Annotated in this window: 18 protein-coding genes; 9 read left to right on the forward strand and 9 right to left on the reverse strand. The window is 72.3% G+C overall.

The genetic code is table 11. The features are described from left to right. Nucleotides 1–3: 3 nt before the first annotated feature. Nucleotides 4–1,422 carry a peptidoglycan recognition protein gene (locus tag AB0469_RS09550; protein WP_366450772.1) on the reverse strand — a complete coding sequence of 473 codons (1,419 nt, stop codon included), beginning with the start codon at nucleotides 1,420–1,422 and terminating at the stop codon, nucleotides 4–6. A 140-nt stretch (nucleotides 1,423–1,562) separates the two neighbouring features. Between AB0469_RS09550 and AB0469_RS09555 the strand changes: the two genes are divergently transcribed. From AB0469_RS09555 to AB0469_RS09570, 4 genes are all read left to right on the forward strand, one after another. Further along, nucleotides 1,563–2,312, forward strand: coding sequence for a TIGR03089 family protein (locus AB0469_RS09555; protein ID WP_366450773.1), 750 nt, complete (start codon nucleotides 1,563–1,565; stop codon nucleotides 2,310–2,312). 398 nt (nucleotides 2,313–2,710) lie between these two features. Further along, a complete protein-coding gene (locus AB0469_RS09560; protein ID WP_366450774.1) occupies nucleotides 2,711–3,967 on the forward strand; it encodes an LCP family protein in 1,257 nt (418 codons plus the stop codon). Nucleotides 3,968–4,189: 222 nt separating this feature from the next. Further along, nucleotides 4,190–5,932: an LCP family protein gene (locus AB0469_RS09565; protein ID WP_366450775.1), complete on the forward strand. Its 1,743-nt coding sequence runs from the start codon at nucleotides 4,190–4,192 to the stop codon at nucleotides 5,930–5,932. Between the two features lie 156 nt (nucleotides 5,933–6,088). Next, nucleotides 6,089–7,810 carry an LCP family protein gene (locus AB0469_RS09570; protein ID WP_366450985.1) on the forward strand — a complete coding sequence of 574 codons (1,722 nt, stop codon included), beginning with the start codon at nucleotides 6,089–6,091 and terminating at the stop codon, nucleotides 7,808–7,810. A gap of 77 nt (nucleotides 7,811–7,887) precedes the next feature. Here the strand turns inward: AB0469_RS09570 and AB0469_RS09575 are convergent, their stop codons facing one another. Further along, nucleotides 7,888–8,913: a glycosyltransferase family 2 protein gene (locus tag AB0469_RS09575; RefSeq protein WP_366450776.1), complete on the reverse strand. Its 1,026-nt coding sequence runs from the start codon at nucleotides 8,911–8,913 to the stop codon at nucleotides 7,888–7,890. A gap of 144 nt (nucleotides 8,914–9,057) precedes the next feature. Between AB0469_RS09575 and AB0469_RS09580 the strand changes: the two genes are divergently transcribed. Continuing rightward, nucleotides 9,058–10,572: an LCP family protein gene (locus tag AB0469_RS09580; RefSeq protein WP_366450777.1), complete on the forward strand. Its 1,515-nt coding sequence runs from the start codon at nucleotides 9,058–9,060 to the stop codon at nucleotides 10,570–10,572. 61 nt (nucleotides 10,573–10,633) lie between these two features. Here AB0469_RS09580 and AB0469_RS09585 read toward each other — a convergent pair whose 3' ends face one another. From AB0469_RS09585 to AB0469_RS09595, 3 genes are all read right to left on the reverse strand, one after another. Beyond that, entirely contained in the window at nucleotides 10,634–12,157 is a 1,524-nt protein-coding gene (locus AB0469_RS09585; protein WP_366450778.1) for a glycosyltransferase family 39 protein, read from the reverse strand. A 200-nt stretch (nucleotides 12,158–12,357) separates the two neighbouring features. Then, nucleotides 12,358–13,527, reverse strand: a complete 1,170-nt coding sequence (locus tag AB0469_RS09590) for an acyltransferase (RefSeq protein WP_366450779.1) — start codon at nucleotides 13,525–13,527, stop codon at nucleotides 12,358–12,360. Nucleotides 13,528–13,664: 137 nt separating this feature from the next. Further along, complete coding sequence (locus AB0469_RS09595) at nucleotides 13,665–14,204, reverse strand: acyl-CoA thioesterase (RefSeq protein ID WP_366450780.1); 540 nt, start codon at nucleotides 14,202–14,204, stop codon at nucleotides 13,665–13,667. 106 nt (nucleotides 14,205–14,310) lie between these two features. Here AB0469_RS09595 and AB0469_RS09600 point away from each other — a divergent pair, with 106 nt between their 5' ends. Then, nucleotides 14,311–15,708: an LCP family protein gene (locus tag AB0469_RS09600; protein ID WP_366450781.1), complete on the forward strand. Its 1,398-nt coding sequence runs from the start codon at nucleotides 14,311–14,313 to the stop codon at nucleotides 15,706–15,708. A gap of 190 nt (nucleotides 15,709–15,898) precedes the next feature. Further along, nucleotides 15,899–17,047 (forward strand): acyltransferase, encoded by a 1,149-nt coding sequence (locus AB0469_RS09605; RefSeq protein ID WP_366450782.1) that lies wholly within the window; start codon nucleotides 15,899–15,901, stop codon nucleotides 17,045–17,047. 112 nt (nucleotides 17,048–17,159) lie between these two features. On the opposite strand, the gene AB0469_RS09610 is transcribed toward AB0469_RS09605, so the two are convergent. The 3 genes from AB0469_RS09610 to AB0469_RS09620 all read right to left on the reverse strand — a co-directional run bounded on the left by AB0469_RS09610 (nucleotide 17,160) and on the right by AB0469_RS09620 (nucleotide 20,699). Beyond that, nucleotides 17,160–17,969, reverse strand: a complete 810-nt coding sequence (locus AB0469_RS09610) for a polyprenol monophosphomannose synthase (RefSeq protein ID WP_042812864.1) — start codon at nucleotides 17,967–17,969, stop codon at nucleotides 17,160–17,162. Between the two features lie 24 nt (nucleotides 17,970–17,993). Then, nucleotides 17,994–19,076, reverse strand: a complete 1,083-nt coding sequence (locus AB0469_RS09615) for an NDP-sugar synthase (protein WP_042812865.1) — start codon at nucleotides 19,074–19,076, stop codon at nucleotides 17,994–17,996. Between the two features lie 465 nt (nucleotides 19,077–19,541). Further along, on the reverse strand, nucleotides 19,542–20,699 hold the full coding sequence (locus AB0469_RS09620) for an acyl-CoA dehydrogenase (protein ID WP_366450783.1): 1,158 nt from the start codon (nucleotides 20,697–20,699) through the stop codon (nucleotides 19,542–19,544). Nucleotides 20,700–20,940: 241 nt separating this feature from the next. Between AB0469_RS09620 and AB0469_RS09625 the strand changes: the two genes are divergently transcribed. After that, nucleotides 20,941–22,284 (forward strand): UDP-glucose/GDP-mannose dehydrogenase family protein, encoded by a 1,344-nt coding sequence (locus AB0469_RS09625; protein WP_366450784.1) that lies wholly within the window; start codon nucleotides 20,941–20,943, stop codon nucleotides 22,282–22,284. A gap of 103 nt (nucleotides 22,285–22,387) precedes the next feature. After that, nucleotides 22,388–23,710, forward strand: a complete 1,323-nt coding sequence (locus tag AB0469_RS09630; protein ID WP_366450785.1) for a glycosyltransferase family 87 protein — start codon at nucleotides 22,388–22,390, stop codon at nucleotides 23,708–23,710. On the opposite strand, the gene AB0469_RS09635 is transcribed toward AB0469_RS09630, so the two are convergent. Then, entirely contained in the window at nucleotides 23,707–24,780 is a 1,074-nt protein-coding gene (locus AB0469_RS09635) for a dipeptidase (RefSeq protein ID WP_366450786.1), read from the reverse strand. The two genes, AB0469_RS09630 and AB0469_RS09635, sit on opposite strands and share 4 nt — an antisense overlap. Nucleotides 24,781–24,937: the final 157 nt, after the last annotated feature.

Here is a 24,937-nt window from a genome sequence, read left to right on the forward strand (position 1 = left end):
GCTCTAGCGGCCCTGGAGTTTGGCCGAGGCCGTGCGGGTCGGGGGGAGCTGGTTGTAGAGGAGGCGGCCCGGGCATTCCGTGGCGAAGCCGTCGCGGTGGCCCGAGATGACGTTCAGCTTGACGTTCGAGCCCTTCTGGTACCGGTTCCCGCCGCCCGACCTCAGCGTGGTCTTCGCCCTCGGGTCCGCCCCGAAGAGGCCGAGCTTCCAGGCCGTGAGGCGGGCCACCGCGTCCACCGCCGCCTTCGGCGGGGCCGTCGAGGAGTAGGTGCCGATCACGGCCACGCCCATGCTGTCCGCGTTGAACCCCATGGTGTGCGCGCCGAGCACCGGCTTGGCGACTCCGCCCGCCCGGCCCTCGTAGACCGTCCCGCACTTGTCCACGGCGAAGTTGTAGCCGAAGTCCCGCCAGCCGCTGCTGACCACGTGGTAGCGGTACAGGCTGCGCAGCACCGCCGGGGCGTCCTTGCAGGCGTAGTTGTTGCCGGAGGCGGTGTGGTGGACGAAGGCCGCCTTGACCGTGCTCGTGTAGACGAAGCCCGGCTCGCGCAGGGATTCGTCCGCGCCCCAGCCGCGCCGGGTGACGATCCGCGGACGCGGGCCGATGTACGGGCGGGCGGCCGCGGCGAGTTCGCCGTCGGCGGCGATCGCGTCGGCCGTGGAGTCGGCCTTGTTGAGGGCGCTGATCTCCAGTGCGCCGAGCGGGGCGTGCGGGACGTTGACGGCGGAGGACTCCGCCGCGCCCATGGACAGTTCCGGGAGGGTGGCGGCGACGTCGCCCTTGTCGTCGTCCGGGGGGAGGGCCGGGGAGGAGGCCGGGGAGGCGCCGTTCTTGCCGTCCGGGGAGGACGGCAGTGCCGAGCCCGGGTCGACGAGTTCGATGCGCAGGCCCGACGGGAGGCGGCCCGGGCGGGCGGCGGCGCGGGTGGGGGCGGAGCCGTGTTCCGCCTGGACGCGGATCTCCACGCCGTCGGACGGGCCGACCCACAGCGGGGCGGTGGCGCCGCGGACGCGGCCGGTGCCGCGTTCCACCGCGTCGGGGTCGGCCGCGTGTGCGCCGTTGTGGGTGTCCACGTCCTGCCAGCCGGACCAGGCGCCGGTGGCCACGGAGCGGGTGCGGACCTGGACCCGGCCGGAGAGTTCCGCCGCCGCGTCGTCCCAGACGACCCCGACCAGGGAGAACGTCGTGACGTCGCGCGGAGCCAGGCCCCGGGTCTCGGGCAGGTCCGGGGAGGCGCTCATGCCGGGGACGCCGGGGATCCGGGCGGCGGTGGAGGGCCCGAGGGGGACGAGGGGCAGCGACTGGGTGGACCCCGGCACGACGGGGACCGCCTCGGCCAGGGCCGGAGTGGAGAGCGCGAGCGGCAGGGCCAGTGCGGCGGCCGTCACGACACCGATCGAGGAAGCAAGGAATCCGCGCATGGAAGCGATGCTGGGCACACCCGCCACGGATTGCCATCGGAGAACTGACGCACCGTCCGACGGCGCGCCGGGCGCGCCTCCCCTGGACGGGCGAGCCGCCGCCCCCCGTACGGGGGAGGGGTCCGCGTACGCTGGGGCGGGTGAACGCCACTGACCGCACCCCTGCCGACCTGCTGCGATCCGCGCTCGCCGCCGATCCGGGCCGCCCGCTCGTCACCTTCTACGACGACGCCACGGGCGAGCGCGTCGAATTGTCCGTCGCCACCTTCGCCAATTGGGTGGCCAAGACCGCCAATCTGCTCCAGGGCGACCTGGGCGCCGAGCCGGGCGACCGGCTGGCGCTGCTGCTGCCCGCGCACTGGCAGAGCGCCGTGTGGCTGCTCGCGTGCGCCTCCGTCGGGGTGGTCGCGGAGATCGGCGGGGATCCCGCCGACGCCGACCTGGTGGTGAGCGGGCCCGACACGCTGGAGGAGGCCCGCGCCTGCTCCGGTGAGCGGGTCGCGCTCGCGCTGCGTCCGCTGGGCGGTCGGTTCCCGCAGGCGCCGGCCGGGTTCGCGGACTACGCGGTGGAGGTGCCGGGGCAGGGTGACCGGTTCGCGCCGTTCGCGCCGGTGGACGCGGACGGGCCGGGGCTGGTGGTCGGCGGTGCGGAGCTGTCGTACACGGCCCTGGTGGAGCGGGCCCGCGAGGACGCGGCGGAGCGGGGACTCGGCGGGGGTGCCCGGGTGCTGTCGGGGCTGGGCTTCGACAGCTGGGAGGGGCTGTCGGCCGGGTTGTACGCGCCGCTGGCCGCGGGCGGCTCGGTGGTGCTGTGCCGCAATCTGGACCGGCTGGCGCCGGAGGCGCTGGCGCAGCGGGTCGAGAGCGAGCGCGTCACCCACACCGTCTAGCCGTCGGGGCCGCCGTGGCCCGGGTCCTGGCCACGGCGGCCCCGGGCCCGACCGCACTCCGCGCACCGGCCCCGGCCCGACGCCGGCGCCGCCCCGCCGCCGAGCCGGGACGCCGGGCCCGACCCGTACACCGGCCCCGGCCCGGCCCCGCCGCGACCCCGGCCTGCCCCCTCCCGGCCCTGCCGCCGCCCCGCTGCGGCCCCGGCCCGGCCCCGGCGCCGAGCCGGCGGCGGGCCCCGGGTTCCGGTCATCTGTCACCCGCATGGGTCTAGACAGACCCCCGCCCCCGGGCCGCCCGCCCCGGCCGGGGGGAGTATCGCTGCAGGCCGTGCTCACCCGTACGGCCCGTTGCCGGTGCGGCGCAGCCGTGGCCGGTACGGCGAGGGGACGGTGCGCGAGTGAGGGACGGCGCGGGCATACCGGACGGCGCTGGAGCGGCCGCGGGCGGCGAGAGGCCCCCGCGCGGCCGCCGGCGGCGCCGGCTGCTGCGCTGGATCGGGCTCGGGGCCGTGCTGCTGGTCCTCGCGGGGGCGGCGGCCGGCTGGTGGCTGTACGCGAAGCTCGACGGGAACATCACCGAGGACACCTCGGCCGCGGCCGAGCTGCGGCGCTACGAGCGCGAGCGCCCGGCGCACTTCGCGTCCGGCGCCCAGAACATCCTGCTGATCGGCTCGGACTCGCGCTCCGGGACGGGGAACGCCGGCTACGGGCAGGACGGCGGCACTCAGCGTTCGGACACCGTGATCCTGCTGCACCTGCCGGCCGACCGCCGCAGCGCGACGGCGGTGTCGATCCCCCGGGACCTGATGACGGAGGTGCCGGAGTGCCTGGGGGCCGACGGCTCCCGCACCGGGGACCGGTTCGCGCAGTTCAACTGGGCCTTCCAGTGGGGCGGGGCCGCCTGCACGATCCGGACGGTGGAGAAGATGACCGGGATCCGGATCGACCACCACATGGTCGTGGACTTCGGCGGGTTCAAGAAGATGGTCGACGCGGTCGGCGGGGTGGAGGTCTGCCTGCGGCGGCCGGTGGACGACGCCGAGGCGCACCTGCGGCTGCCCGCGGGCCGGCAGGTGCTCCGCGGGGAGCAGGCGCTCGGCTTCGTCCGGGCCCGCTACAGCCTGGGGGACGGCAGCGACACCGAACGGATGGAGCGCCAGCAGAAGTTCCTCGGCTCGCTGTGGGAGAAGGTGAGCAGCAACGGGGTGCTGCTGAATCCGGGGAAGCTGTATCCGCTGCTGGACGCGGCGACCTCCTCGGTGACCACCGACCCGGGTCTGGCCTCGTTGCGCGGGCTGTACGAACTCGTCCGGGGCGTAAGGGACATACCGGCCGACCAGGTCAAGTTCCTGACCGTGCCCCGTCGCCCGTACGCGGCCGATCCGAACCGGGACGAGCTGGTGGAGCCGGACGCGGCCCGGCTGTTCGAGCGGCTGCGCGCGGACCGGCCGGTGACGGTGACCGCTCCCGAGGCGTCGCCGAGCCAGGATCCGGAGCCTGCGGAGGCGACGCCCGGCGGATCCGGGGAGGGCTCGGGAGAGGCCGTCGGCGGGGGTTCGGGCGAGCCTTCGCCGACGGCAAGCGGAACCTCTCCGGCGCCCACACCGGCCCCCACCTTCACCGGAACCACGGCGGGCACGGCAGACTGCCGGTAAAGCAATCCAAAAGCTGGGGGCCCAACCGAGCCGGATGAGCGCTTTGGCCCGTTATAGGGGGAGTGGATTTTGTCACCGGCATGGTTTGCGGCTGACCAGGCCGGATAAGGTGAGCGATCCGGTGCACCGGCTGTGAAGAGGCCGTGCACCAGCAGCCGGATCGTTGACCGCGCGCCTGGGGGGAGGCGCGTCGCGAAGCACCGACGGAGGATTCGAGCAACCGTGGATGCGCAAAGCCGTGGGCGGGCGGACGAGATCGACCCCGCCGACCAGTGGGTCCTCAATCCCCGCACTGGCAACTACGAACTGCAACTGGGCCGTTCCGCTGCGCAGCAGCGTGTGGCCCCGGCCCCCCGCAGACTGCGCAGACCCTCCTCTTCCACGGCCGCCCCGGCGCCGGCCGCCCCCTCCCCCGCCGTTCCCAAGCCCCGCCGCGGCGAGGGCCCGCCCGGCGGGCGCCGCGGCGGCGGGCGTTCCCGCAAGGGCGGCGGAGCACCGGACCGCCGCAAGCGGCTCCTGGCGGTCACCGGCGGCACCCTGGCGTTCCTGCTGGTCGGCGGCGGGGTGGGCGGGTACCTCTACTACGAGCACCTGAACGGCAACCTGAAGGTCATCGACACCGGCGGCGCGGGCGGCGGCTTCAAGAAGGACCAGCCGATCAACGTCCTGGTCATCGGCACCGACAAGCGCAGTGGCAAGGGCAACGAGGGCTACGGGGACGCCGAGAGCGTCGGCCACGCCGACACCACGATCCTCTTCCACGTCTCCAAGGACCGCAGCAACGCGACCGCGCTGTCGATCCCCCGCGACCTGATCACCGACATCCCGGCCTGCCCGACGAAGATCGACGGCTCGGTCAAGGAGATCCCCGGCACCCGCGGCACCCGCTTCAACAACAGCCTGGGCCAGGAGGGCCGCGACCCCGGCTGCACGATGCGCACGGTCAAACAGCTGACCGGCCTGGACGTCGACAACTTCATGATGGTCGACTTCAACGCGGTGAAGAACCTGAGCACGGCCGTGGGCGGGGTGCCCGTCTGCCTGGCGAAGGACGTCAACGACCGCGATTCGAAACTGAACCTGAAGGCGGGCGAGCACCGGCTGGAGGGCGAGCAGGCGCTGGCCTTCGTACGGACGCGGCACTCCTTCGGCAACGAGAGCGACCTGGACCGGATCAAGACCCAGCAGCAGTTCCTGGGTTCGATGATGCGCGAGATGAAGTCCAAGGAGACGCTGACCAGTCCGAAGAAGTTCTTCTCGCTGGCGGAGGCGGCGACGAAGTCGCTGACCGTGGACCAGGGGCTGGGCTCCATCGGCAAGCTCACCGCGCTCGCGGGCGAGTTGAAGGACATCAACCCCAAGAACGTCACGTTCACCACGCTGCCGGTGGTCGACAACCCGGCCGAGCCGGTGAACCGCAAGGCGACCGTCGTCGTGAACTCCGCGCAGGCGGACCCGCTGCTCCAGATGATCCGCGGGGACGTGTCCCTCACGGAGGTGGAGAAGAAGGAGCAGGCGGCCAAGGACGCGGCCGAGGCCGACGCCAAGGGCAAGCAGGACGCGCTGCTCCAGGGGAACCGCGCCCCCGCCGGTGACATCCGGGTGGACGTGTACAACGGCGGCGGACCTCCGGGGTCGGCGTCCACCACCCTGACGTGGCTGCAGAACAGCAAGGGCGTCTACAAGGCCGGCAACCACGGCAACGCCTCGGCCCGGCTGACCGCCACGCAGCTGGAGTACGCCCCCAACCAGGCCGACCAGGCCAGGGCGCTGGCCGACATGATGGGGCTGCCGGCCTCGGCCCTGAGGCCCGGCGCGGTCGACGCGGCGCCGAGGACCCCGATGAAGCTGACCCTGGGCTCCGACTTCAAGGAGCCCGGCACACCGCTCGGTGCCGCGGCCCCGCAGCAGGCGCCCGAGGGCGTCCAGCGGGTCGAGGCGGACAAGGCGGTCTGCGCCAAGTGACCGCCCGCCCGGGCGGACGCCGGCGCACGGGGCCGCCGAGCAGGACCGGGCGGCGACCGGGCCGCCCGCGCAACGTCCACAGACCGCCGATGGGGCGGTAGCCGGCAGGACCGGCACAATACCGACCAGTAAAGATTCTTGAGGGGGGTACGCGTGATGCACAGCAGCGTGCGGGGGGAGGGGGCGCCCGACAAGGCCGCCGACGGCATATCCGACGGCGGCAAGAAGAAGGCGTCCGGCGCGGTGCCCCCACCCCGGGAGGGTTCGGGCGGCAGCGCCCGGCCCCCGGGCGGTGGCATCCCCGTCCGCCGGCGCCGCCGGCGGGTGCTGTTCTGGGTGGCGTCCGTCCTGGCGTTCCTGATCCTGGGAACCTCGGCGGCCGGGTACCTCTACTACCGTCATCTCGACGGCAACATCCGCAGCGGGCAGCGCCTGAGCGGCGAGAGCGGCGTGGAGAAGACCCACGCCAACGCCAAGGGCCAGCGCCCGCTGAACATCCTGCTGATCGGCTCCGACAGCCGCAACAAGCCGGAGAACGTGGAACTCGGCGGCAGCCGCGACACGGTGGGCAACCCCCCGCTCGCGGACGTGCAGATGCTGCTGCACGTGTCGGCCGACCGGGAGAACGCGTCGGTCGTGAGCATCCCGCGCGACACCCGGGTCGACATACCCGAGTGCACGGATCCCAAGACCGGCGAAAAGTTCAAGAAGACCAACGCGATGATCAACGAGTCGCTCGGCCGCGGCGGCCCCGGCTGCACGCTGGCCACCTGGGAGAAGCTGACCAACGTCTACATCGACCACTGGATGATGATCGACTTCTCCGGTGTCGTGAAGATGGCCGACGCGGTCGGCGGCGTCCCCGTCTGCGTCAAGGACAACGTCTGGGACCGGCCGCTGCCCACCTCCGGCGGGGGCTCCGGCCTCAAGCTCCAGAAGGGCACGACCCGGGTCAAGGGCGAGCAGGCGCTCCAGTGGCTGCGCACCCGGCACGCGTTCAGCAGCGACCTGGGCCGGGCGCAGGCCCAGCACATGTACATGAACTCGATGATGCGCGAGCTCAAGAGCCAGAACGCCTTCACCGACGTCGGCCGGATCACGGACCTGGCCGAGGCGGGCACCAAGGCGCTGGAGGTCTCCGAGGAGATCGGCTCGGTCAAGAAGCTGTACAACCTGGCCATGCAGCTCAAGGACGTCCCCACCAACCGCATCACGATGACGACGATGCCGACCTTCCAGGACCCGCGGGACGAGAACCGGCTCATCGTGAACCCGGCGGACGCCGACCGGCTGTGGACGATGCTCCGCAAGGACATCGCGTTCGACAAGAACGGCGAGCCGCAGACCCCGCAGAGCCCGTCGGCCTCCCAGCCCGCCGCCGACGCCTCGCAGCCCGCCCCGGCCGCCTCGCAGCCCGCCCCGGCCGGTTCGCAGCCGGCCCAGCAGCCTTCGAAGGCCCCGGTCACCACCCCTGACAAGATCGCCGTGAACGTGGTCAACGGCACCGCCGCCGGCCAGCCGCTGGCGCCCCACCGGGCGAACGCGATCGCGGAGGTACTGGTCTCCAAGGGCTTCACGGGGGCCCGGGCGGACAGTGCGCTGACCCCGGAGAAGACGACCGTGGTGCGCTACCCGACGCCGGAGCTGGCGGACGAGGCGCAGAGCGTGGCGGCCTCCCTGGGCGTCCCGAACACCGCGGTGCAGCAGTCGGCCGACGTCTCGAAGATCACCCTGGTCGTGGGCGCGGACTGGCGCGAGGGCAACGCCTACCCGCAGCAGACCCCGCCGGCGGCCGGTGCGATCCCGGACACCGCCGACGCGATCAACGGCTCGGACACCGGCGCCTGCATGGAGGTCTACAAGCCGTACCGCTGGTAGCCGGGCGCCCGGCGCACGTGCGAAGGGGGTGGCCCGGTCCGCGGACGCGGACCGGGCCACCCCCTTCGCGTGGTGCCTCAGACCGGGGAGGGGTCACGGCGCACCGACGGGCGGCGGCTGGCGATGACCTTCCGGGCGAGCGAGCGCGGGCTGGTGAGGAAGCCGTAGCCCCAGCACATGTGCATGGTCGCGAGGGCCACGGGGATCCGCGCCCGGGCCCTGGGCGACAGCCCCTTGCCGGCCGGGACGGACCCGGCGGTGATCGCCGCGAGGTAGCCGGCCGGGACGGCGAACGCCCACGGGGTGACGGCGACGCCCGCGACCACCGCGGCGGCGATCGCGCAGACGGCGGCCGGCGGGGCCAGGTAGCGCGGGTTGATCGAGCCGGCGTGGTAGCGGGCGACCACGTGCCGCCAGCGGCCGTAGTCCTTGTACTGCCTGGCCAGGGCCCGGACGGAGGGCCGCGGGCGGTACCGGACCTTCAGCTCGGGCGAGAACCAGATCAGTCCGCCCGCCCCGCGGATGCGGAAGTTCAGCTCCCAGTCCTGGGCGCGGATGAACTCCTCGTTGTAGCCGCCCTGCTGTTCGAGGGCCTCGCGGCGGAAGACGCCGAGGTAGACGGTCTCGGCCGGGCCGGCCTGCCCGCCGGTGTGGAAGGCCGCGTTGCCGACGCCGATCTTCGAGGTCATCGCGGCGGCGACGGCGTCCTCCCAGGCGTTCTCCCCCTCGGCGTGCATGATGCCGCCGACGTTCTGCGCGCCGGTCTCCTCCAGGAGGCGGACGGCGGTCGCGATGTAGTTCGGGGAGAGCATGCCGTGGCCGTCGACGCGGACGACGATCGGGTGGCGCGAGGCCTCGATCGCCGCGTTGAGGGCGGCGGGGGTCCGTCCGGTGGGGTTGGGGACGGTGTGGACGCGGGGGTCTTCTCGGACGAGCTCGGCCGCGATCTCGTCGGTGCGGTCCGTGGACGGGCCGAGTGCGATCACCACCTCCATCTCACCCGCGTACTCCTGCCCGAGGATGTGCCGGACGGAGTCGCGCAGATGGCGCTCCTCATTGAGCACCGGCATGATCACCGAGACTGCGGGCTGCTGGGCGGGCATGTCGTCCTTCACGGTCGGGTAGCGGTGTCACGTTACCGCGTACGGGGGAAACGGAAGCGCGGCGGACGAACGATACGGACAGACGCTGATCGTATGGGCCTACTGTTCCGATGAATCTGCCCGACGTACCGGGAGGTGTCCCCCGTGCCCCAGCCGCACCGCCCCACCCGGCCCGCCGGGCCGGCCCAGCCGCAGCGCGCACGGAAGGGCGGCGGGCGCGGCGGGACGGCCCGCGGCCGGCGCGACCGGCCCCGGTGGGGCGTACGGATCGCGGCCGGGGTCTCCCTGGTGGTACTGGGGTCCGGGGCCGTCGGGCACGCCGTGATGACCGGCCTGGACACCGGCATCGAACGGGTGGACCCCTTCAAGGACATGAAGAACCGTCCGCAGGCCGGGCACGGCGTGAACTTCCTGCTGGTCGGCACCGACGGCCGGGACAAGATCACCCCGGAGGAGAAGCGCGAGTACCGGCTCGGCGGGGAGCCCTGCCACTGCACGGACACGATCATGCTGGTGCACCTGTCCGCCGACCGGCAGCGGGCCAGCGTGGTCAGCCTGCCCCGCGACAGCTACGCCGAGCTCCCCGCACACCAGGACCCGGTCACCGGAAAACCCCACCGGGCGCACCCCGTGAAGCTCAACGCGGCCTACGCCGAGGGCGGGCCGAACCTGACCGTGCGGACCGTCGAGGACATGACCCGCGTCAAGATCGACCACTATCTGGAGGTCGACTTCACCAGCTTCATGCGGACCGTCGACGCGATGGGCGGGGTCGAGATCTGCACCGCCAAGGCCCTCAACGACCAGAACACCGGCCTGCACCTGCTGCCCGGCACCCACCGCCTCACCGGCGGCCAGGCCCTCCAGTACGTCCGCTCCCGCCATGTCGACGGGGCCTCCGACCTGGGCCGGATGCAGCGCCAGCAGCGGTTCGTCGCCGCCCTGATCAAGCAGGCCACCGGCGGCGGGGTGCTGCTCAACCCGGTGAAGTTCAAGGAGGTCAGCTCCACCCTGCTGGGCTCGGTGCGCGCCGACAGGGACTTCGGCTCCGAGCAGATGCTGGCGCTGGGGCAGGCGATGCGCGGGTTCACGCCCTCCTCGTCCGAGTTCGCCTCCGTCCCGATCGGGGACGCCTCGTACCCGGTCAAGGGCATCGGCTCGACGGTCAAGTGGGACGACCACAAGGCCGCCCAGCTCTTCGAGTCCCTGCGCGAGGACCGCCCGCTGGCCCCGCCCCGTCCCGGCCGGCCCGCGGACCGGCCGGCGGCGCCCGCGACGCCGACGGCCGTCCCGGTCGACGTGCCCCCGCAGCAGATCCGGGTCCAGGTGGAGAACGGCACCCGGATCGACGGGCTGGGCGGACGGGTGGACGCGGCCCTGCGCGCCACCGGTTTCGACACCACCGGCACCCCGGGCAACGGCGCCGGCCGCGACGTCCGGCGCACGGTGATCTCGTACGACCCGCGCTGGGACCGCTCCGCCCGCACGGTGGCCACGGCCCTGCCCGGCAGCGAGCTGCGCGCGGTCGCCGGCCAGGGCCGGACGGTGCTCGTGATCGCCGGCTCCGACTACGGCAAGGTCGTACCGGTGCGGGCCGAGGACCCCTACCAGGGCGAGTTCGGCGTGGTCACCGGCGACCAGGTGGTGTGCGGGAAGTAGCTCCCCCGCCCACGCCCCCGCCCGCCACCGCCCGCATCGCCCGCCACCGCCCGGGCCGCCGCTACTTGACCCGCTCCAGCAGGGAGACCTCCAGGCCGCGGACCGTCCTGCTCTCCGCCACCCGGTAGTGGGCCGCCAGCGCGTCGGCCTGCTCCTTCGGGAGCTTGTGGTACGGGTTCTTCGTGCCGCTCCAGGTCACCACCCACACCCGCTGGGTGGAGCCGAGGCAGCGCACGGGCTGCGCGCACTCCTTCGGGAACAGGTCGTCGCTCGCCACCGCCGAGCGCTCCGCGAAGACGTCCCTGAGCCGGACGTTCTCCGGCAGGAAGTACTCCACCTGGAAATCGATCATGAACACGCGGTCGCCGCCGCGTACGGGCACGAACCCGTCCCCGGGCCGGTAGCCCTGCGAGATGACCCGCGCCGCCGCCTCGCCGTCGAGGCCGACCCTGGCCCACTCGGTGCGCAGCTGCCGCTGGTCGGGGAGGCCGAGGAGGACCACCGCGGCCAGGGCCAGCGCGCCGGCCACCCGCGGCCGCAGCGCGGCCAGACCGGCCGCCGCGAGCACCGTCCACGCGGGCAGGGTGAAGAGGACGTAGCGGTCGATGAAGTACGAGGTGCTGCCCTGGGAGACCACCCAGGCCGCCAGGATCGGGGCCGCCCCCGCCAGGAGCAGCTCCACCGCGGGCCGCCGGCCGCGGCTCCAGGCGAGCGGCAGCAGCGCCACCGCGGCGACGGCGAGGCCGATCGTCGGGGAGCCGAACAGGTTGTTCCAGAGGTCGGCGATGCCGCGCAGGTGCGGGGTCTTGATCCAGCCGATCTGGCGGCCCGCCTGGCGCTGCCCCAGCAGCACCAGCGGCACCACCGGCACCAGGGCCACCGCCACCGTCACCGCGAAGCCGACGAGGGCGCGCCCCTTGCGCTCCTGCCACCAGCGCAGGAGCACGATCAGGCCGTGCGGCAGCAGGAAGAGCAGCGACACGACGTGGAACAGACCGGCCGCCGCCACCGCGAGGGCGTACGGCGCCCAGCGCCGCGGGGCTGGCCGCTCCAGCGCGCGCAGCAGCAGCCAGGTCGCGGCGCTGACCGCCAGCACGACGAAGGCGTACGAACGCGCCTCCTGGCCGTACCGGGAGACGGCCGGCAGGAAGGCGAAGAGCAGGCCGGCGAAGACGGCCGTCCGGCGGTCGAAGAGCCGTCGGGCCGTCAGCACGGCGAAGGCCGCCGCGCCGGCCATGGCCAGCGCCGACGGGAGGCGGAGCATCGCGGTGGAGTCCCCGAAGACGGAGACCCAGCCGTGCAGCAGCAGGTAGTAGAGGCCGGACACGGCGTCCACGTGGCCCAGCATCCCGACCAGCTCGCCGGTGCTGCGCGTGGCGGCGTTCCAGCTCGCCAGCTCGTCCCGCCAGGGCTGTGCCCGCCCGATGCCGACGCAGGCGACGGCCAGGGTCAGCAGGGCGGCCCAGAGCCAGTCGTAGCGGGCCGTACGGGCCGCGAGCGAGACGTCCGGGCGGCCCGCTCCCCCGTGCGGAAGGGGCCGGCCGGAGCCTGCGGCGGCCTCGGGCGCCGTGGTGCTGCTGGTCATCTGGTCGTACCTTCCGGGATCCGTCGGATCGGCTGAGGGGCTTCGGCGCAGGGGCTCTCCGGACCTCGCTCGACGTCACAGGGTAAGTCGCGGCTGCGGACCGCACCCAATCGCGCCCGGCACCGGACCGGGCGGCCCTAGGGCCTGTCGTCAGACTCCCGTCTGCCCTCCGGGCGACGACGGGACTTTGACGACGGGCCCTAGCGGGACAGGACCGGCGGGTCCGTCTTCGGCAGCGAGAACCTTCCGCTCTCCAGCATCCGCTTGAGCCACGCCGACCCGGGCCGCTCGACGAAGCGGTGGACCAGCCAGGCCAGGGTCAGGATCGCCGCCAGGCACAGCGCGAGCAGCGGGTACGGGGCGAGACCGTGGTCGCGGCCCCAGCGGATCAGCGCCCAGCCGATCTCCTGGTGCAGCAGGTAGACCGGGTAGGTGAGGGCGCCGGCGACGGTCAGCCGCTTCCACTGGATCCCGTTGAGGAGACCCGTGGCGGCCGCCAGCATCACCAGGAAGAACACGGCCGTGATGACCGCGGCGACGTTCCACGACAGGTTGTAGCCGACCTCGTGCCTGTAGGCCCCCAGGGTGGCGTGCAGACGGTTCTGGGAGATGAGCCAGGAGAAGGCCACGACCGCGATCAGCATCGGGTTCACCCCGAACCGGTAGATCAGGTACATGGCCACGCCCGCGATGAAGTACGGGGCGTCGTTCGGCATGAACAGCAGGTCCATCAGGCCGATCTGGGTGTACGGGGTGATCACGGCCAGCATCGTCCAGATCCCGCAGAACACCAGCACCCGGCGGTAGGTGAGCCCCATGACGGCGACGACGGCGAAGAGCAGGTAGAAGCGGAGCTCGACCCAGAGGGTCCAGTAGACGCCGTCCGCGTCGGGCACCCACAGGGGCTTCTGCAGCATCGTGAGGTTCGCCAGCAGCTCGCTGAAGCTCAGGGGCTTTCGGCTCGCCCGGACCGTGGCGGCGAAGTTCACCACCAGGGCGGTGGCGATGACACCGAACCAGTAGCCGGGGTAGAGCCGGACCACCCGGGAGATGAAGTAGTCCTTGGGCGAGCGGCCCCAACACGACATGCAGATGACGAAGCCGCTGATCAGGAAGAAGAGCTGGACCCCCATCCAGCCGTACGCGGTGATGCCGTTCACCGTGGGCATCAGCGCCTTCGGCTTCTGCCCCCACACCTCCGGGTGGAGGTTCACGCCGGTCCAGTGGAACGCGACGACCGAGAGCGCGGCTATGAGGCGCAGGGCGTCCAGGACGTAGAGGCGCGGGCGGCGCGCGCGGCTCTTGTCCCGCTGCTCCTGCTGGACCGGTACGGCGTCGAGCAGAACGGGGGCTGGCGTGGCAGGTGTCATCAGAGAGCAGCTCCGCGTGGGGTCCGGCTGGGGCCGACGTTCCCCCCGGACGTCGCACGACACTCTAGGCGGAGCCCGTGCGCGGGCGCCGCCCGACGGCCGTTCAGTGGCCCACCCCACACGGCTGGGTGCGGCTCTCAGTCCTCGTCGAGCCCCTCGGCGATGCGCCGTTCGCGGAGTTCCTTGATGGCCTGCCGGCGGGCGAGGCGGTGCGTGCGGCGGATCTGGGCCTCCTGGTAGCGGCGCTCGTCCTGCTCGGTCTCCGGGATCACCGGGGGGACCTGGCGGGGCTTGCCCTCGGGGTCCACCGCCGTGAAGACGAGGTAGGCACTGCCGACCTGGGTGGCGGGGGTGGACTCGTTCCACCGCTCCGCGAGGACCCGTACGCCGATCTCCATCGAGGAGCGGCCGGTCCAGTTGACCTGCGCCCGGACGTGGACCAGGTCGCCGACGCGGACGGGGGCCAGGAAGGCCATCTCGTCCATGGAGGCGGTGACGGCGGCCCCGCCGGAGTGGCGGCCCGCCACGGCGCCGGCCGCGTCGTCCACCAGCTTCATGATCACTCCGCCGTGCACGGTGCCGAGGAGGTTGGTGTCGGCCGCGGTCATGATGTGGCTGAGGGTGGTCCGGGACGCCGAGATCGGCTTGCCCTCCGGTGCCTCGGATATCTGTGTCATACAGCCACCTTAAGTGCGGCCCGGAGGCATCAGGTCTGCAACAGCCCCGGTACGAACACCCCACCGGGGTGTCCTGCGGCACTCCCGGCCGGGCATCCTTGTGCGCATGAGTGACTGGGACGGTTTCGGCGGCGAGCGCGACGCGCGCGGCCGCCGCGATGACGGGTACGGGCGCGGCAGCGGGCAGGCGCAGCCGGACGGGGCGCAGCGGATGCGCCACGTCCAGCGGCAGCCGCAGGCCCCCCGGCCTCCCCAGCCGCAGGCCCCCCGGCCTCCCCAGTCGCAGCCCCGTCCCGGGCAGCGCCCCGTGCGGCCGCCGGTCCCGCCGCAGGCCCCGCCGCCGGGCGGCCGCCCGGGTTCCGGCTACGGGGTGCCGCAGCAGCAGGGGCCGGGCCCCGACGCGTCGTACGACAGCGGGTACAGCACCGGCCAGGTCTACGGGCGCCCCTCCGGCCCCGGCGGCCCGGGGCGTCCCGAGGGTCCCGGCGGCCCGGGCGGTCCCGGCCGCCCCGGGCCCGGGCGCACCGTCGACTGGCGCAAGCGCATCAAGATCGGCTCGATCGTGCTGGTCTCCGCGCTGGTGGTGACCACCGTCGGCACCTACTTCTGGGCCGACTCCAAGGTCCGCCGCGAGGTCGACCTGTCCAAGGTGATCGAGCGGCCCAAGGAGGGCGACTGCACGACGTACCTGATCGTGGGCTCCGACAGCCGCGAGGGCATGTCCGACGAGGAGAAGAAGAAGCTCCACACGGGCTCCGCCGAGGGCAAGCGCACCGACTCGATGATGGTCCTGGCCAAGTGCTCCAGCGGGAACACCATGGTCTCGCTGCCGCGCGACTCCGACGTGGAGATCCCCTCCTTCGTCGGCTCCCAGTCGGGCAAGAAGTACGCCGGCACCGGCAAGCGGACCAAGCTGAACGCCGCGTACGCGGACGACGGGCCGGAGCTGCTGGTCCGCACCATCGAGTTCAACACCGGCCTGCGCATCGACCACTACGCCGAGATCGGCTTCGCCGGCTTCGCCAACATCGTGGACGCGCTGGGCGGCGTGGAGCTGGACATCGAGAAGGGCTTCAAGGACGAGAAGTCCGGCGCCGACTTCAAGGCGGGCCGCCAGACCCTCAACGGCGAGCAGTCGCTGGCCTTCGTCCGCACCCGGTACGCCTTCGCCGAGTCGGACCTGCAACGGACGAAGAACCAGCAGAAGTTCCTGTCGGCGCTCGCCAGCCAGGCCGCCACCCCGGGGACCGTCCTCAACCCGTTCTCCCTCTACCCGGTGATGGGCGCCGGCCTGGACACCCTCATCGTCGACAAGGACATGTCCCTGTGGGACATGGGCGAGATGTTCTTCGCCATGAAGGGCGTCAACAGCGGTGAGGGCGTGTCGATGAACATGCCGATCTCCGGTCAGCGGGGCGGCAACCTCGTCTGGGACAAGCCGAAGGTCCAGCAGTTGGTCAAGGAGATCCAGAACGACCAGAAGGTCACCGTCAAGGGGCAGTGAGCCGGGCGCCGGCCGGCCGCTGAACGGGTGAGGGCGCCGCGCATCCCCCCTCGGGCGTTGTGGACAGTGCGATGGTTTTCTCGTAAGACTGTTGCGGCCCGACCGCCGGGGGGATACCGCGGCCGGGCCCGTGTTCCGGTGCGGCCGTCGACCGACCGGGCATGCGTCCGTCCTGCCCGTGGAGCCCTTCATGTCCCTGCACCCGTCCCCGCGCGTCCTCGAAGAGCGACGGGAAGACGGCGACAGACCTTCCGTCCTGCCCCTCCTGCCGGAACAGGCGCGGCCGCCCGCGCCGGGAACGGGGCGCCGGCTGCGGGTCCTGGACGGGCTGCGGATCCTCGCCGCGGTGCTGGTGCTCCTCCACCACTACACCCGTCAAGAGGTGTGGGGCCGTGACGCGTTCGGGTGGCTGACCGTCGTCGGCCGCTACAGCTGGATGGGCGTCGAGCTGTTCTTCATGATCAGCGGCTTCGTCATCTGCATGTCGGCCTGGGGGCGGCCACTGGGCAGCTACCTGCGCAGCCGGGTGGTCCGCCTGGCGCCCGCGTACTGGTTCTGCGTCCTGGTCACGATGGGCGTGCTGCTGTCCTTCGGCAAGCCCTTCGGCGGCGCCGGGCCGGGCCTCAGCCAGATCCTGACGAACCTGACGATGGTACAGACCCCGCTGGGGTCCGCCCCGCTGGACGCGTCGTACTGGACGCTGTGGTCCGAGGTCCGCTTCTACCTGATCTTCGCGGTGGTGGCCTGGACCGGGCTGACCTACCGCAAGGTGCTGAACTTCTGCTGGATCTGGACCGTCGCCTCGCTGCTCGCCCCGGGCTCGGGCCTGCCGGTCCTCGACGTCCTGGCCAACCCGGACTACTCCCCGCTGTTCATCTCCGGCATCTGCTTCTACCTGATCCGGCGCGAGGGGCCCCGGGCGGGAGAGCCGTGGGCGCTGCTGGTGTTCTCCTGGCTGCTGATGCAGCGCTGGCTGAACGACATCGTCCGCTGGAACACCGTCAAGGGCGACCGGCTGTCCTGGGAGATGTGCCTGCTCGTCATCACCCTGTGCTACGTGGTCATGGCGGCCGTGGCCCTGGGGTGGCTGGACCGGATCGACTGGCGCTGGCTGCCGGCCGCGGGAGCCATGTCGTACCCGCTGTACCTGCTGCACCAGCAGGCCGGCCTGACCATGCTGCGGCAGTGGCACCGCGACGTCGAGCCCTGGACGCTGATGCTGTCGGCGATGGCCGTGATGCTGCTGGCCTCCTGGCTGATCCAGCGCTTCGTGGAACGCCCGGTGGCCCGCCGGCTCAAGCGCTTCCTGGAACGCCGTCCGGCGCCCGCCGGGCCCTGACGCCGGTCCTGACGCCGGTCCTGACGCCGGGTCCTGACGGCCCGCCGGACACGGCGGAAGGGGCGCCCCCCGGCCGGGGGGCGCCCCTTCTGCTCGCGGTCCGTACGACCGACTACTTCTTGCCCGCCGCGGCGCGGAGCTTCCACGGCATCGCGATGGACTCCAGCTGCACGGCCAGGTTCATCTTCGACTCGCCGACGGTGCGGTCCTCGAAGTGGATCGGGACCTCCATCACCTGGAAGTTGCGGCGCAGGGCCTTGTACTTCATCTCCACCTGGAAGCTGTAGCCGGCGCTGCCGATCGACGCGAGGTCGATCGCCTTCAGCGCGGCCGCGCTCCACAGGTTGAAGCCGCCCGTGATGTCGCGGACGCGGGTGCCGAGGATGGTGCTCGCGTACGCGTTGGCCCAGCGGGAGAGCAGCTTGCGGTGCGCGCCCCAGGCGTTGGACAGGGTGCCGCCCGGCACGTACCGGGAGCCCACGACGAGGCCGGCGCCGGTGGAGCGGGCCACACCCAGCATCTCGGCGATCTTGCCGGCCGGGTGGGAGCCGTCCGCGTCCATCTGGAGCACGTACTCGGCGCCGTCCTCGACGGCCTTGGCCATGCCGGCCGCGTAGGCGCGGCCGAGGCCGTCCTTCGCGGTGCGGTGCAGGACCGACATGCGCGGCTTGCCGTCCTCGGTGAGGTAGCCCTCCGCGAGCTCGTCGGCGATCTTGCCGGTGCCGTCGGGCGAGGAGTCGTCGACGATCAGCAGGCGCAGGCCCGGCTGGTCGAGACCCATGAGCAGCTCCACCATGCCCGGGAGGTTGCCCGCCTCGTTGTAGGTCGGCATGACCACGGTGAGGGGGGTGTGCGCCCAGGTGTCGGGGAGCTTGGTGGTGGCAACGTCGGTCTTGCGGGGAGTCTGCTGCTCGCCTATCACAGGGTTATGCCTCACTGAAGTTGGTCACCGGTCGGAGGAGAAGCGGACGGCTGCGTCGGGCAGTTCTGCCTCGCACCACACCCGCACCCCCGCGCGAAGTTCGTTGTCAGCCCCTACGACGGCACCGTCACCGATGACGGCACCGGTCACGACGGTGCGCGAACCCACCGAGGCGCCGGCGCCGATGAGGCTGGCGTTCACCACCGTGTCCGTGCCGAGGATCGCGCCGTCCAGCACGATGGATCCCTGGACGACAGCGCCCGATTCGATCCGGGCGCCGGCACCCACCACGGTACCGCCCGTCAGCTTGGCGCCTTCCGCCACCTGGGCACCGGGGAGGACGAGGGCCTCGCCGCGGGGGCCGGGGACGGCCGGGGAGGAGACGATGCCGCGCACGAGGTCGGCGGAGGCCTGGACGAAGGACTCCGGCTTGCCGAGGTCCAGCCAGTAGGTGTCCTCGGTGACGCCGTGCAGCTTGGCACCGGAGGCGAGGAGGCCGGGGAAGGTCTCGCGCTCGACGGATACCGGCCGGCCGGCCGGAATGGAGTCGATCACGCTGCGGCGGAAGACGTAGCAGCCGGCGTTGATCTGGTCGGTGATGATCTCTTCGGGGGTCTCGGGCTTCTCGGTGAAGGCCAGCACCCGCCCGTCGGCGTCGGTGGGGACCAGGCCGAAGGCGCGGGGGTCCTCGACGCGCACGAGGTGCAGGGAGACGTCGGCGTCGGCCGCCTGGTGCGACTCGACCAGGCCGGCGATGTCGAGGCCGGTCAGGATGTCGCCGTTGAAGACGAGGACGGGGGAGTCCGGGCCGCCGGTCAGGCGCTGGGCGGCGTTGCGGATGGCGCCGCCGGTGCCGAGGGGCTCGTCCTCGACGACGTACTCGAGGGTGATGCCGAAGTCGGATCCGTCGCCGAAGTAGGGCTCGAAGACCTCGGCGAGGTAGCAGGTGGCCATCACGATGTGCGTGACACCGGCGGCGGCGGCCCTGGCTATCTGGTGGGCGAGGAACGGGACGCCCGCTGCCGGAACCATCGGCTTGGGGGTGTTCACCGTCACGGGGCGCAGACGCGTCCCCTGCCCGCCGACCAGCAGGATCGCTTCCGTCATTTTGTTCTCTCCCCAACCGGTTCAGGCGTACGAAGCTTCAAAGTTAGCCCATCCTGCACGGTGCAAAGCCCGGTGGAGCCCCGCCCGGCCCGCCTCCGGCAACGTTCCGGTTACGGCGGGTTGCGCACGATGCGGGTACAAGGCCCCCGGCCCGTCCCCTATATACGGTCCCCACGCACCGCGGCGGGACGAAGAGCCGCTGTTCAGCCCCGGAACCCGGGCCGCCGGATCCGCCGCCGCCCGGCACCCCGCCGGCCGGCCCGGCGGGTGCCCCCTCCAACGGCAGCACGCCCCCCGCCAGGGGCGCACACCACGGCCGGCCCCACCCGCTGGATCGGAATCGTTACAAAGGAACCCTTCGCATTCACCGCCCGGACGCCCGCGCTCCGCAGGCGGGCGCAAGCGCGACAAGGCCCTCGGCTGACGCCGGGGGCCTTGTCGTCGGGATGCGGCGGGTGGGACGCGTTACGGCAGGTTGCGGGCCATCACGATCCGCTGGACCTGGTTCGTGCCTTCGTAAATCTGGGTAATCTTCGCGTCGCGCATCATGCGCTCGACCGGGTAGTCGCGGGTGTAGCCGTAGCCGCCGAGGAGCTGGACCGCGTCGGTCGTGACCTCCATCGCGACGTCCGAGGCGAAGCACTTGGCCGCGGCGCCGAAGAAGGTGAGGTCGGAGTCGACGCGCTCCGACTTGGCGGCCGCCGCGTAGGTCAGCTGGCGGGCGGCCTCGATCTTCATGGCCATGTCCGCGAGCATGAACTGGACGCCCTGGAAGTCGCCGATCGGCTTGCCGAACTGCTTGCGCTCCTGGACGTAGCCCTTCGCGTAGTCCAGGGCGCCCTGGGCGATGCCGAGGGCCTGGGCGGCGATGGTGATGCGGGTGTGGTCGAGGGTCTTCATCGCGGTGGCGAAGCCGGTGCCCTCGGCGCCGATCATGCGGTCGGCGGGGATGCGGACGTTGTCGAGGTAGACCTCGCGCGTCGGGGAGCCCTTGATGCCGAGCTTCTTCTCCGGGGCGCCGAAGGAGACGCCCTCGTCCGACTTCTCGACGACGAAGGCCGAGATGCCCTTGGAGCGCTTCTCCGGGTCGGTGACGGCCATGACCGTGTAGTAGTCGGAGACACCGGCGTTGGTGATCCAGCGCTTGACGCCGTTGAGCACCCAGAAGTCGCCGTCGCGGACCGCGCGGGTCTTCATGCCGGCCGCGTCGGAGCCCGCGTCGGGCTCGGAGAGGCAGTACGAGAACATCGCGTCGCCCTTGGCCAGCGGGCCGAGGTACTTGGCCTTGAGCTCCTCCGAGCCGGAGAGGATCACCGGGAGGGAGCCGAGCTTGTTCACGGCCGGGATCAGGGAGGAGGAGGCGCAGACGCGGGCCACCTCCTCGATCACGATGACCGTGGCGAGGGCGTCGGCGCCGGCGCCGCCGTAGCTCTCGGGCACGTGGACGGCGTGCAGGTCGTTGGCGACGAGGGCGTCGAGGGCCTCCTGCGGGAAGCGGGCCTCCTCGTCGACCGCGGCCGCGAACGGGAGGATCTTCGCCTCGCAGAGCGCGCGGACCGACTCGCGGAGCATGTCGTGCTCCTCGGCCGGGCGGTACAGGTCGAAGTCGGCAGAACCCGCCAAGATCTTTCACTCCCCAGGTGCGGCGCCGAGTGACGCTCCGGCAGCGGTGTGCCACCGGAAGGCGTTCGGCGCGGGATGCTAACTACCGTTAAGTAACCCAAATTCTAGTTCCCGGCCCCGGTGCAGCGATATGTGGCGCGTACGTGAGCTGCGTGACAGCCGGACACTCCTGGGAACGTCCCCCGGGAGCGGCCCGACTATGCTCGGGGGCCGCACACGGCCCCGTACCTCTGGAGCTCCCATGGCCCCCCTCAAGATCACCGTGATCGGCACCGGCTACCTGGGCGCCACGCACGCCGCGGCCATGGCCGAGCTCGGCTTCGAGGTGCTGGGGCTGGACGTGGTGCCGGAGAAGATCGAGATGCTGGCCTCGGGCCGGGTCCCCATGTACGAGCCCGGGCTGGAGGACCTGCTCGCCCGGCACGTCGCGGGGCTGCCGGGGTCCACCGGGCGGCTGCGGTTCACGCAGTCCTGGCAGGAGGTCGGGGACTTCGGCGACGTGCACTTCGTGTGCGTGAACACCCCCCAGAAGCACGGTGAGTACGCCTGCGACATGAGCTACGTGGACTCGGCCGTGGAATCCCTGGCCCCGCACCTCACCCGGCCCGCGCTGGTGGTGGGCAAGTCCACCGTGCCGGTGGGTTCGGCCGAGCGGCTCGCCGGGAAGCTCGCCGCGCTGGCCCCGGCGGGCGCGGACGTGGAGCTGGCGTGGAACCCGGAGTTCCTGCGCGAGGGCTTCGCCGTGCAGGACACCCTGCACCCCGACCGGATCGTGGTCGGGGTCGGCGGCGAGCGCGCCGAGAAGCTGCTGCGGGAGGTGTACGCGACGCCCATGGCGGAGGGGAGCCCGCTGGTGGTGACCGACTTCCCGACGGCCGAGCTGGTGAAGACCGCCGCCAACTCCTTCCTGGCGACCAAGATCTCCTTCATCAACGCCATGGCCGAGGTGTGCGAGGCGGCCGGCGGCGACGTCGTCAAGCTGGCCGAGGCCATCGGCCACGACGAGCGGATCGGCTCCAAGTTCCTGCGCGCCGGCATCGGTTTCGGCGGCGGCTGCCTGCCCAAGGACATCCGCGCCTTCATGGCCCGGGCCGGCGAGCTGGGCGCCGACCAGGCGCTGACCTTCCTGAGGGAGGTCGACTCCATCAACATGCGCCGCCGCGGCCACATGGTCGAGCTGGCCCGCGAGGCCGTGGGCGGGTCGTTCCTGGGCAAGCGGGTGGCCGTGCTCGGTGCCACCTTCAAGCCCGACTCGGACGACGTGCGCGACTCCCCCGCGCTGAACGTGGCCGGGCAGATCCACCTCCAGGGCGGCCAGGTCACCGTCTACGACCCCAAGGGCATGGACAACGCGCGCCGCGTCTTCCCCACCCTCGGCTACGCCGACTCCGCGCTCGCGGCCGCCCGCGGGGCCGAGGTCGTCCTGCACCTCACCGAGTGGCGCGAGTTCCGCGAGCTCGACCCCGAAGAGCTGGGAGCGGTCGTCACGGACCGGCTCGTGCTGGACGGGCGGAACGCCCTGGACCCGTTGCGCTGGCGCGCGGCCGGGTGGACCTACCGGGCCATGGGGCGCCCGCAGGCGTAAGGGACGTGGGGGGCGCGGGGCCGGCCAGGGCGTATACGGGTACCCACTTTTGAAGGATCTCAGTCAAGGAAGTGGAATAAATGACTGGGTAGACTTCGCGCCGATGACCACGACCAGCAGCCCCACAGCCCACCCCACCGCATCCGCGACGGCGGCGCCCGCCACGCGTGACCGGCGGGGATCCTTCGAAGCAGCCATGCGAGGACGCGGCGCCCTGCTGGGCATCGCGGGCTTCTGGCTGGCCTCCAGGGCGGCGATGCTCTGGATGCTCGTCAACGACTTCTTCAGCTCGAACGTCGTCCGGGTGGAGGTCACCGCGACCTACCACAACTGGTACAACGTCCTCGTCCACTGGACGCTGCCGCACAACGACATCATGTGGCAGTACCCGCCGGCGGCCGCGGCGATCTTCCTCTCCCCGGACCTGCTGCCGTTCCTCACCTACTTCCAGGCCTTCGTCGCCCTGACGGTGCTCTGCGACGGCGTGGTGCTGCTCGGCCTGATGCGGGCGGCGCGGCGCGGCGACGGCAGCATGGCCGGTGCGCTGGTGTGGCTGGTGACGCTGCCGATGATGATGGCGACCCCGTTCGCCCGCTACGACATCCAGGTCACCCTGCTCGCGGTCTTCGCGCTGCTCGCGATGCGCCACCGTCCCCGGGTCGGCGGGGTCATCGCCGGTATCGGGGCGATGGTCAAGGTGTGGCCGCTGCTGACCCTGCTCGGCACCCCGCGCGGCAAGTCCACGCGGGACGCCTTCGTCGCGGCGGCGCTCTCCGGGGCGGCGCTGCTGGCGGTCTTCGCGCTGCTGTTCAAGGACACGCTGGGCTTCCTGGGCAACCAGGGCGACCGCGGCGTGCAGATCGAGTCGCTGGGCGGTTCGGCGCTGATGGCGGCGCGGCTGCTGGACCTGTGGCCGGGCAAGGTCAACTTCCAGTACGGGGCCTTCGAGTACGTCGGTCCGTACGTGTCGAGCATCGCGCGGGCCTCGCTGGGGCTGACCGTGGCCGGCTTCCTGCTGCTCCTGCTGTGGCGCGTGAAGGCCAACCGCTGGTCGAGCGCGACGCCGTTCGACGCCGCGCTCTGCGCGATCATGGTCTTCACGGTCACCAGCCGCGTCATCAGCCCGCAGTACATGATCTGGCTGCTGGGCCTCGCGGCCGTCTGCCTGACCTCGAAGAACACCACCCAGCGTCCGATCGCCTGGCTGCTGGTCGCCGCGAACGCGCTGACCACGCTGATCTTCCCGATCTGCTACGGCTCCGACATCCTCACCAACAGCACGCTGGGCACGATCCTGCTCTGCACGCGCAACGGCCTGCTGCTCTACGCGACGGTGTGGTCCGGCGTGCGGCTGTGGAAGGCGACCGTGCTGTCGAAGTCGGCGCTGCGGCAGCCGGAGTCGCAGGGCGCTCCGCAGGCCGTCTAGGGCGTGGGGCCCCGGTGCTGTGCGGCGCGGGCGGTGAACTCCGCCTCGCGCAGCACCCGCTGGGCGTTGCCCCAGGTCAGCAGGGTGATGTCGGCTTCCGACCAGCCCCGTTCCAGGAGTTCCGCGATCAGCCGCGGGTAGCCCGAGGGGTCGGTGAGTCCGGCCGGCCTCGGGCTTCCGGGTTCGGCGCCGAAGGCGGCGCCGAGGCCGACGCCTTCGGGGCCCGCGAGGGCCCGTACGTGTTCCACGTGGTCGGCGACGGCGTGCAGGGAGTCGCCGGTGCGCTCGGTGTCGAAGGTGACCATCGCCAGGCCGCCCGCCGCGCGCAGCGCGAGCAGGACCTCGTCGGTGACGTTGTCCGGGTGCGGGTTGAGCGAGGCGGCGCCGGTGTTGGAGATGATCACCGGTGCCTTGGAGGCCGCCGTGAGCTGGCAGGCGGCGGCGGGCGTGCAGCCCGTCAGGTCGAGGAGCATCGCGAGCCGGTTGGCCTCCTTGACCACCTCGTGGCCGAAGGCCGTCAGGCCCTCGTCGGCCCAGGGCGCCCCGGCGGGGGCGATGAGGCGCACGCCGAGGGCGTGGAAGGCGCGCAGCGCGCCGAGGGAGCCGGTGAGGGTGCTGCCGGGGACGGGGCCGAGGAACGAGGCGATGCGGCCCCGGTTGCGGGCGTCGGCCATGTCGTCGGCGGTCAGCGCGAGGTACAGGCTGTCGGAGTAGCGGCGCATCAGGGCGCGGGCCGCGTCGATCTGTTCGAGGGTCTCGCACACGGCCTGGGCGCAGGAGTCGGCGCGGGGCGGGCCGGGCGGCACGAGGAGGGTCCAGAACTGGGCGCCCACTCCCCCGGCGCGCAGCCGCGGGATGTCGGTGTCGACGCCCGTGTCCGGGGTGTCGATGTCGTGGTACGGGCTCTGGCGCAGGGTCCAGACGAGGGTGTTGCAGCCGTCGGCGACGGGGTGCACGGCGAGCAGCGCGGCCGCGCGGTCCAGGGATCCGCCCGCCATGAGGGGGGCGGTGACGGGGACGTCGTCGGCTCCGACACCCACGGAGTGGGGTTCATCCTGCAGGTCGGCCATGGCATTCGCTCCGGTCTCGGCGGCAGCAGGGAGACATGGGGCCACCGTGACACGGGGGGTGGCGGTGCCGCCCGGCGAGTGTGGCGTTCGGGTGTACCCCCGTACGGGACGGGGCGGGGCCGGGGTGTCACCCCGGCCCCGCCCCTGTTCCTCCGCC

The sequence above is a fragment of the Streptomyces sp. NPDC093801 genome (assembly GCF_040701585.1).
In the GTDB taxonomy this organism is placed as follows: Bacteria; Actinomycetota; Actinomycetes; order Streptomycetales; family Streptomycetaceae; genus Streptomyces.

Coding starts and splice junctions, on each gene's coding strand:
- AB0469_RS09550 (WP_366450772.1), bottom strand. CDS start 1,422: ATGCGCGGATTCCTTGCTTCCTCGATCGGTGTCGTGACGGCCGCCGCA.
- AB0469_RS09570 (WP_366450985.1), top strand. CDS start 6,089: ATGCACAGCAGCGTGCGGGGGGAGGGGGCGCCCGACAAGGCCGCCGAC.
- AB0469_RS09575 (WP_366450776.1), bottom strand. CDS start 8,913: ATGCCCGCCCAGCAGCCCGCAGTCTCGGTGATCATGCCGGTGCTCAAT.
- AB0469_RS09585 (WP_366450778.1), bottom strand. CDS start 12,157: ATGACCAGCAGCACCACGGCGCCCGAGGCCGCCGCAGGCTCCGGCCGG.
- AB0469_RS09590 (WP_366450779.1), bottom strand. CDS start 13,527: ATGACACCTGCCACGCCAGCCCCCGTTCTGCTCGACGCCGTACCGGTC.
- AB0469_RS09595 (WP_366450780.1), bottom strand. CDS start 14,204: ATGACACAGATATCCGAGGCACCGGAGGGCAAGCCGATCTCGGCGTCC.
- AB0469_RS09600 (WP_366450781.1), top strand. CDS start 14,311: ATGAGTGACTGGGACGGTTTCGGCGGCGAGCGCGACGCGCGCGGCCGC.
- AB0469_RS09605 (WP_366450782.1), top strand. CDS start 15,899: ATGTCCCTGCACCCGTCCCCGCGCGTCCTCGAAGAGCGACGGGAAGAC.
- AB0469_RS09615 (WP_042812865.1), bottom strand. CDS start 19,076: ATGACGGAAGCGATCCTGCTGGTCGGCGGGCAGGGGACGCGTCTGCGC.
- AB0469_RS09625 (WP_366450784.1), top strand. CDS start 20,941: ATGGCCCCCCTCAAGATCACCGTGATCGGCACCGGCTACCTGGGCGCC.
- AB0469_RS09630 (WP_366450785.1), top strand. CDS start 22,388: ATGACCACGACCAGCAGCCCCACAGCCCACCCCACCGCATCCGCGACG.
- AB0469_RS09635 (WP_366450786.1), bottom strand. CDS start 24,780: ATGGCCGACCTGCAGGATGAACCCCACTCCGTGGGTGTCGGAGCCGAC.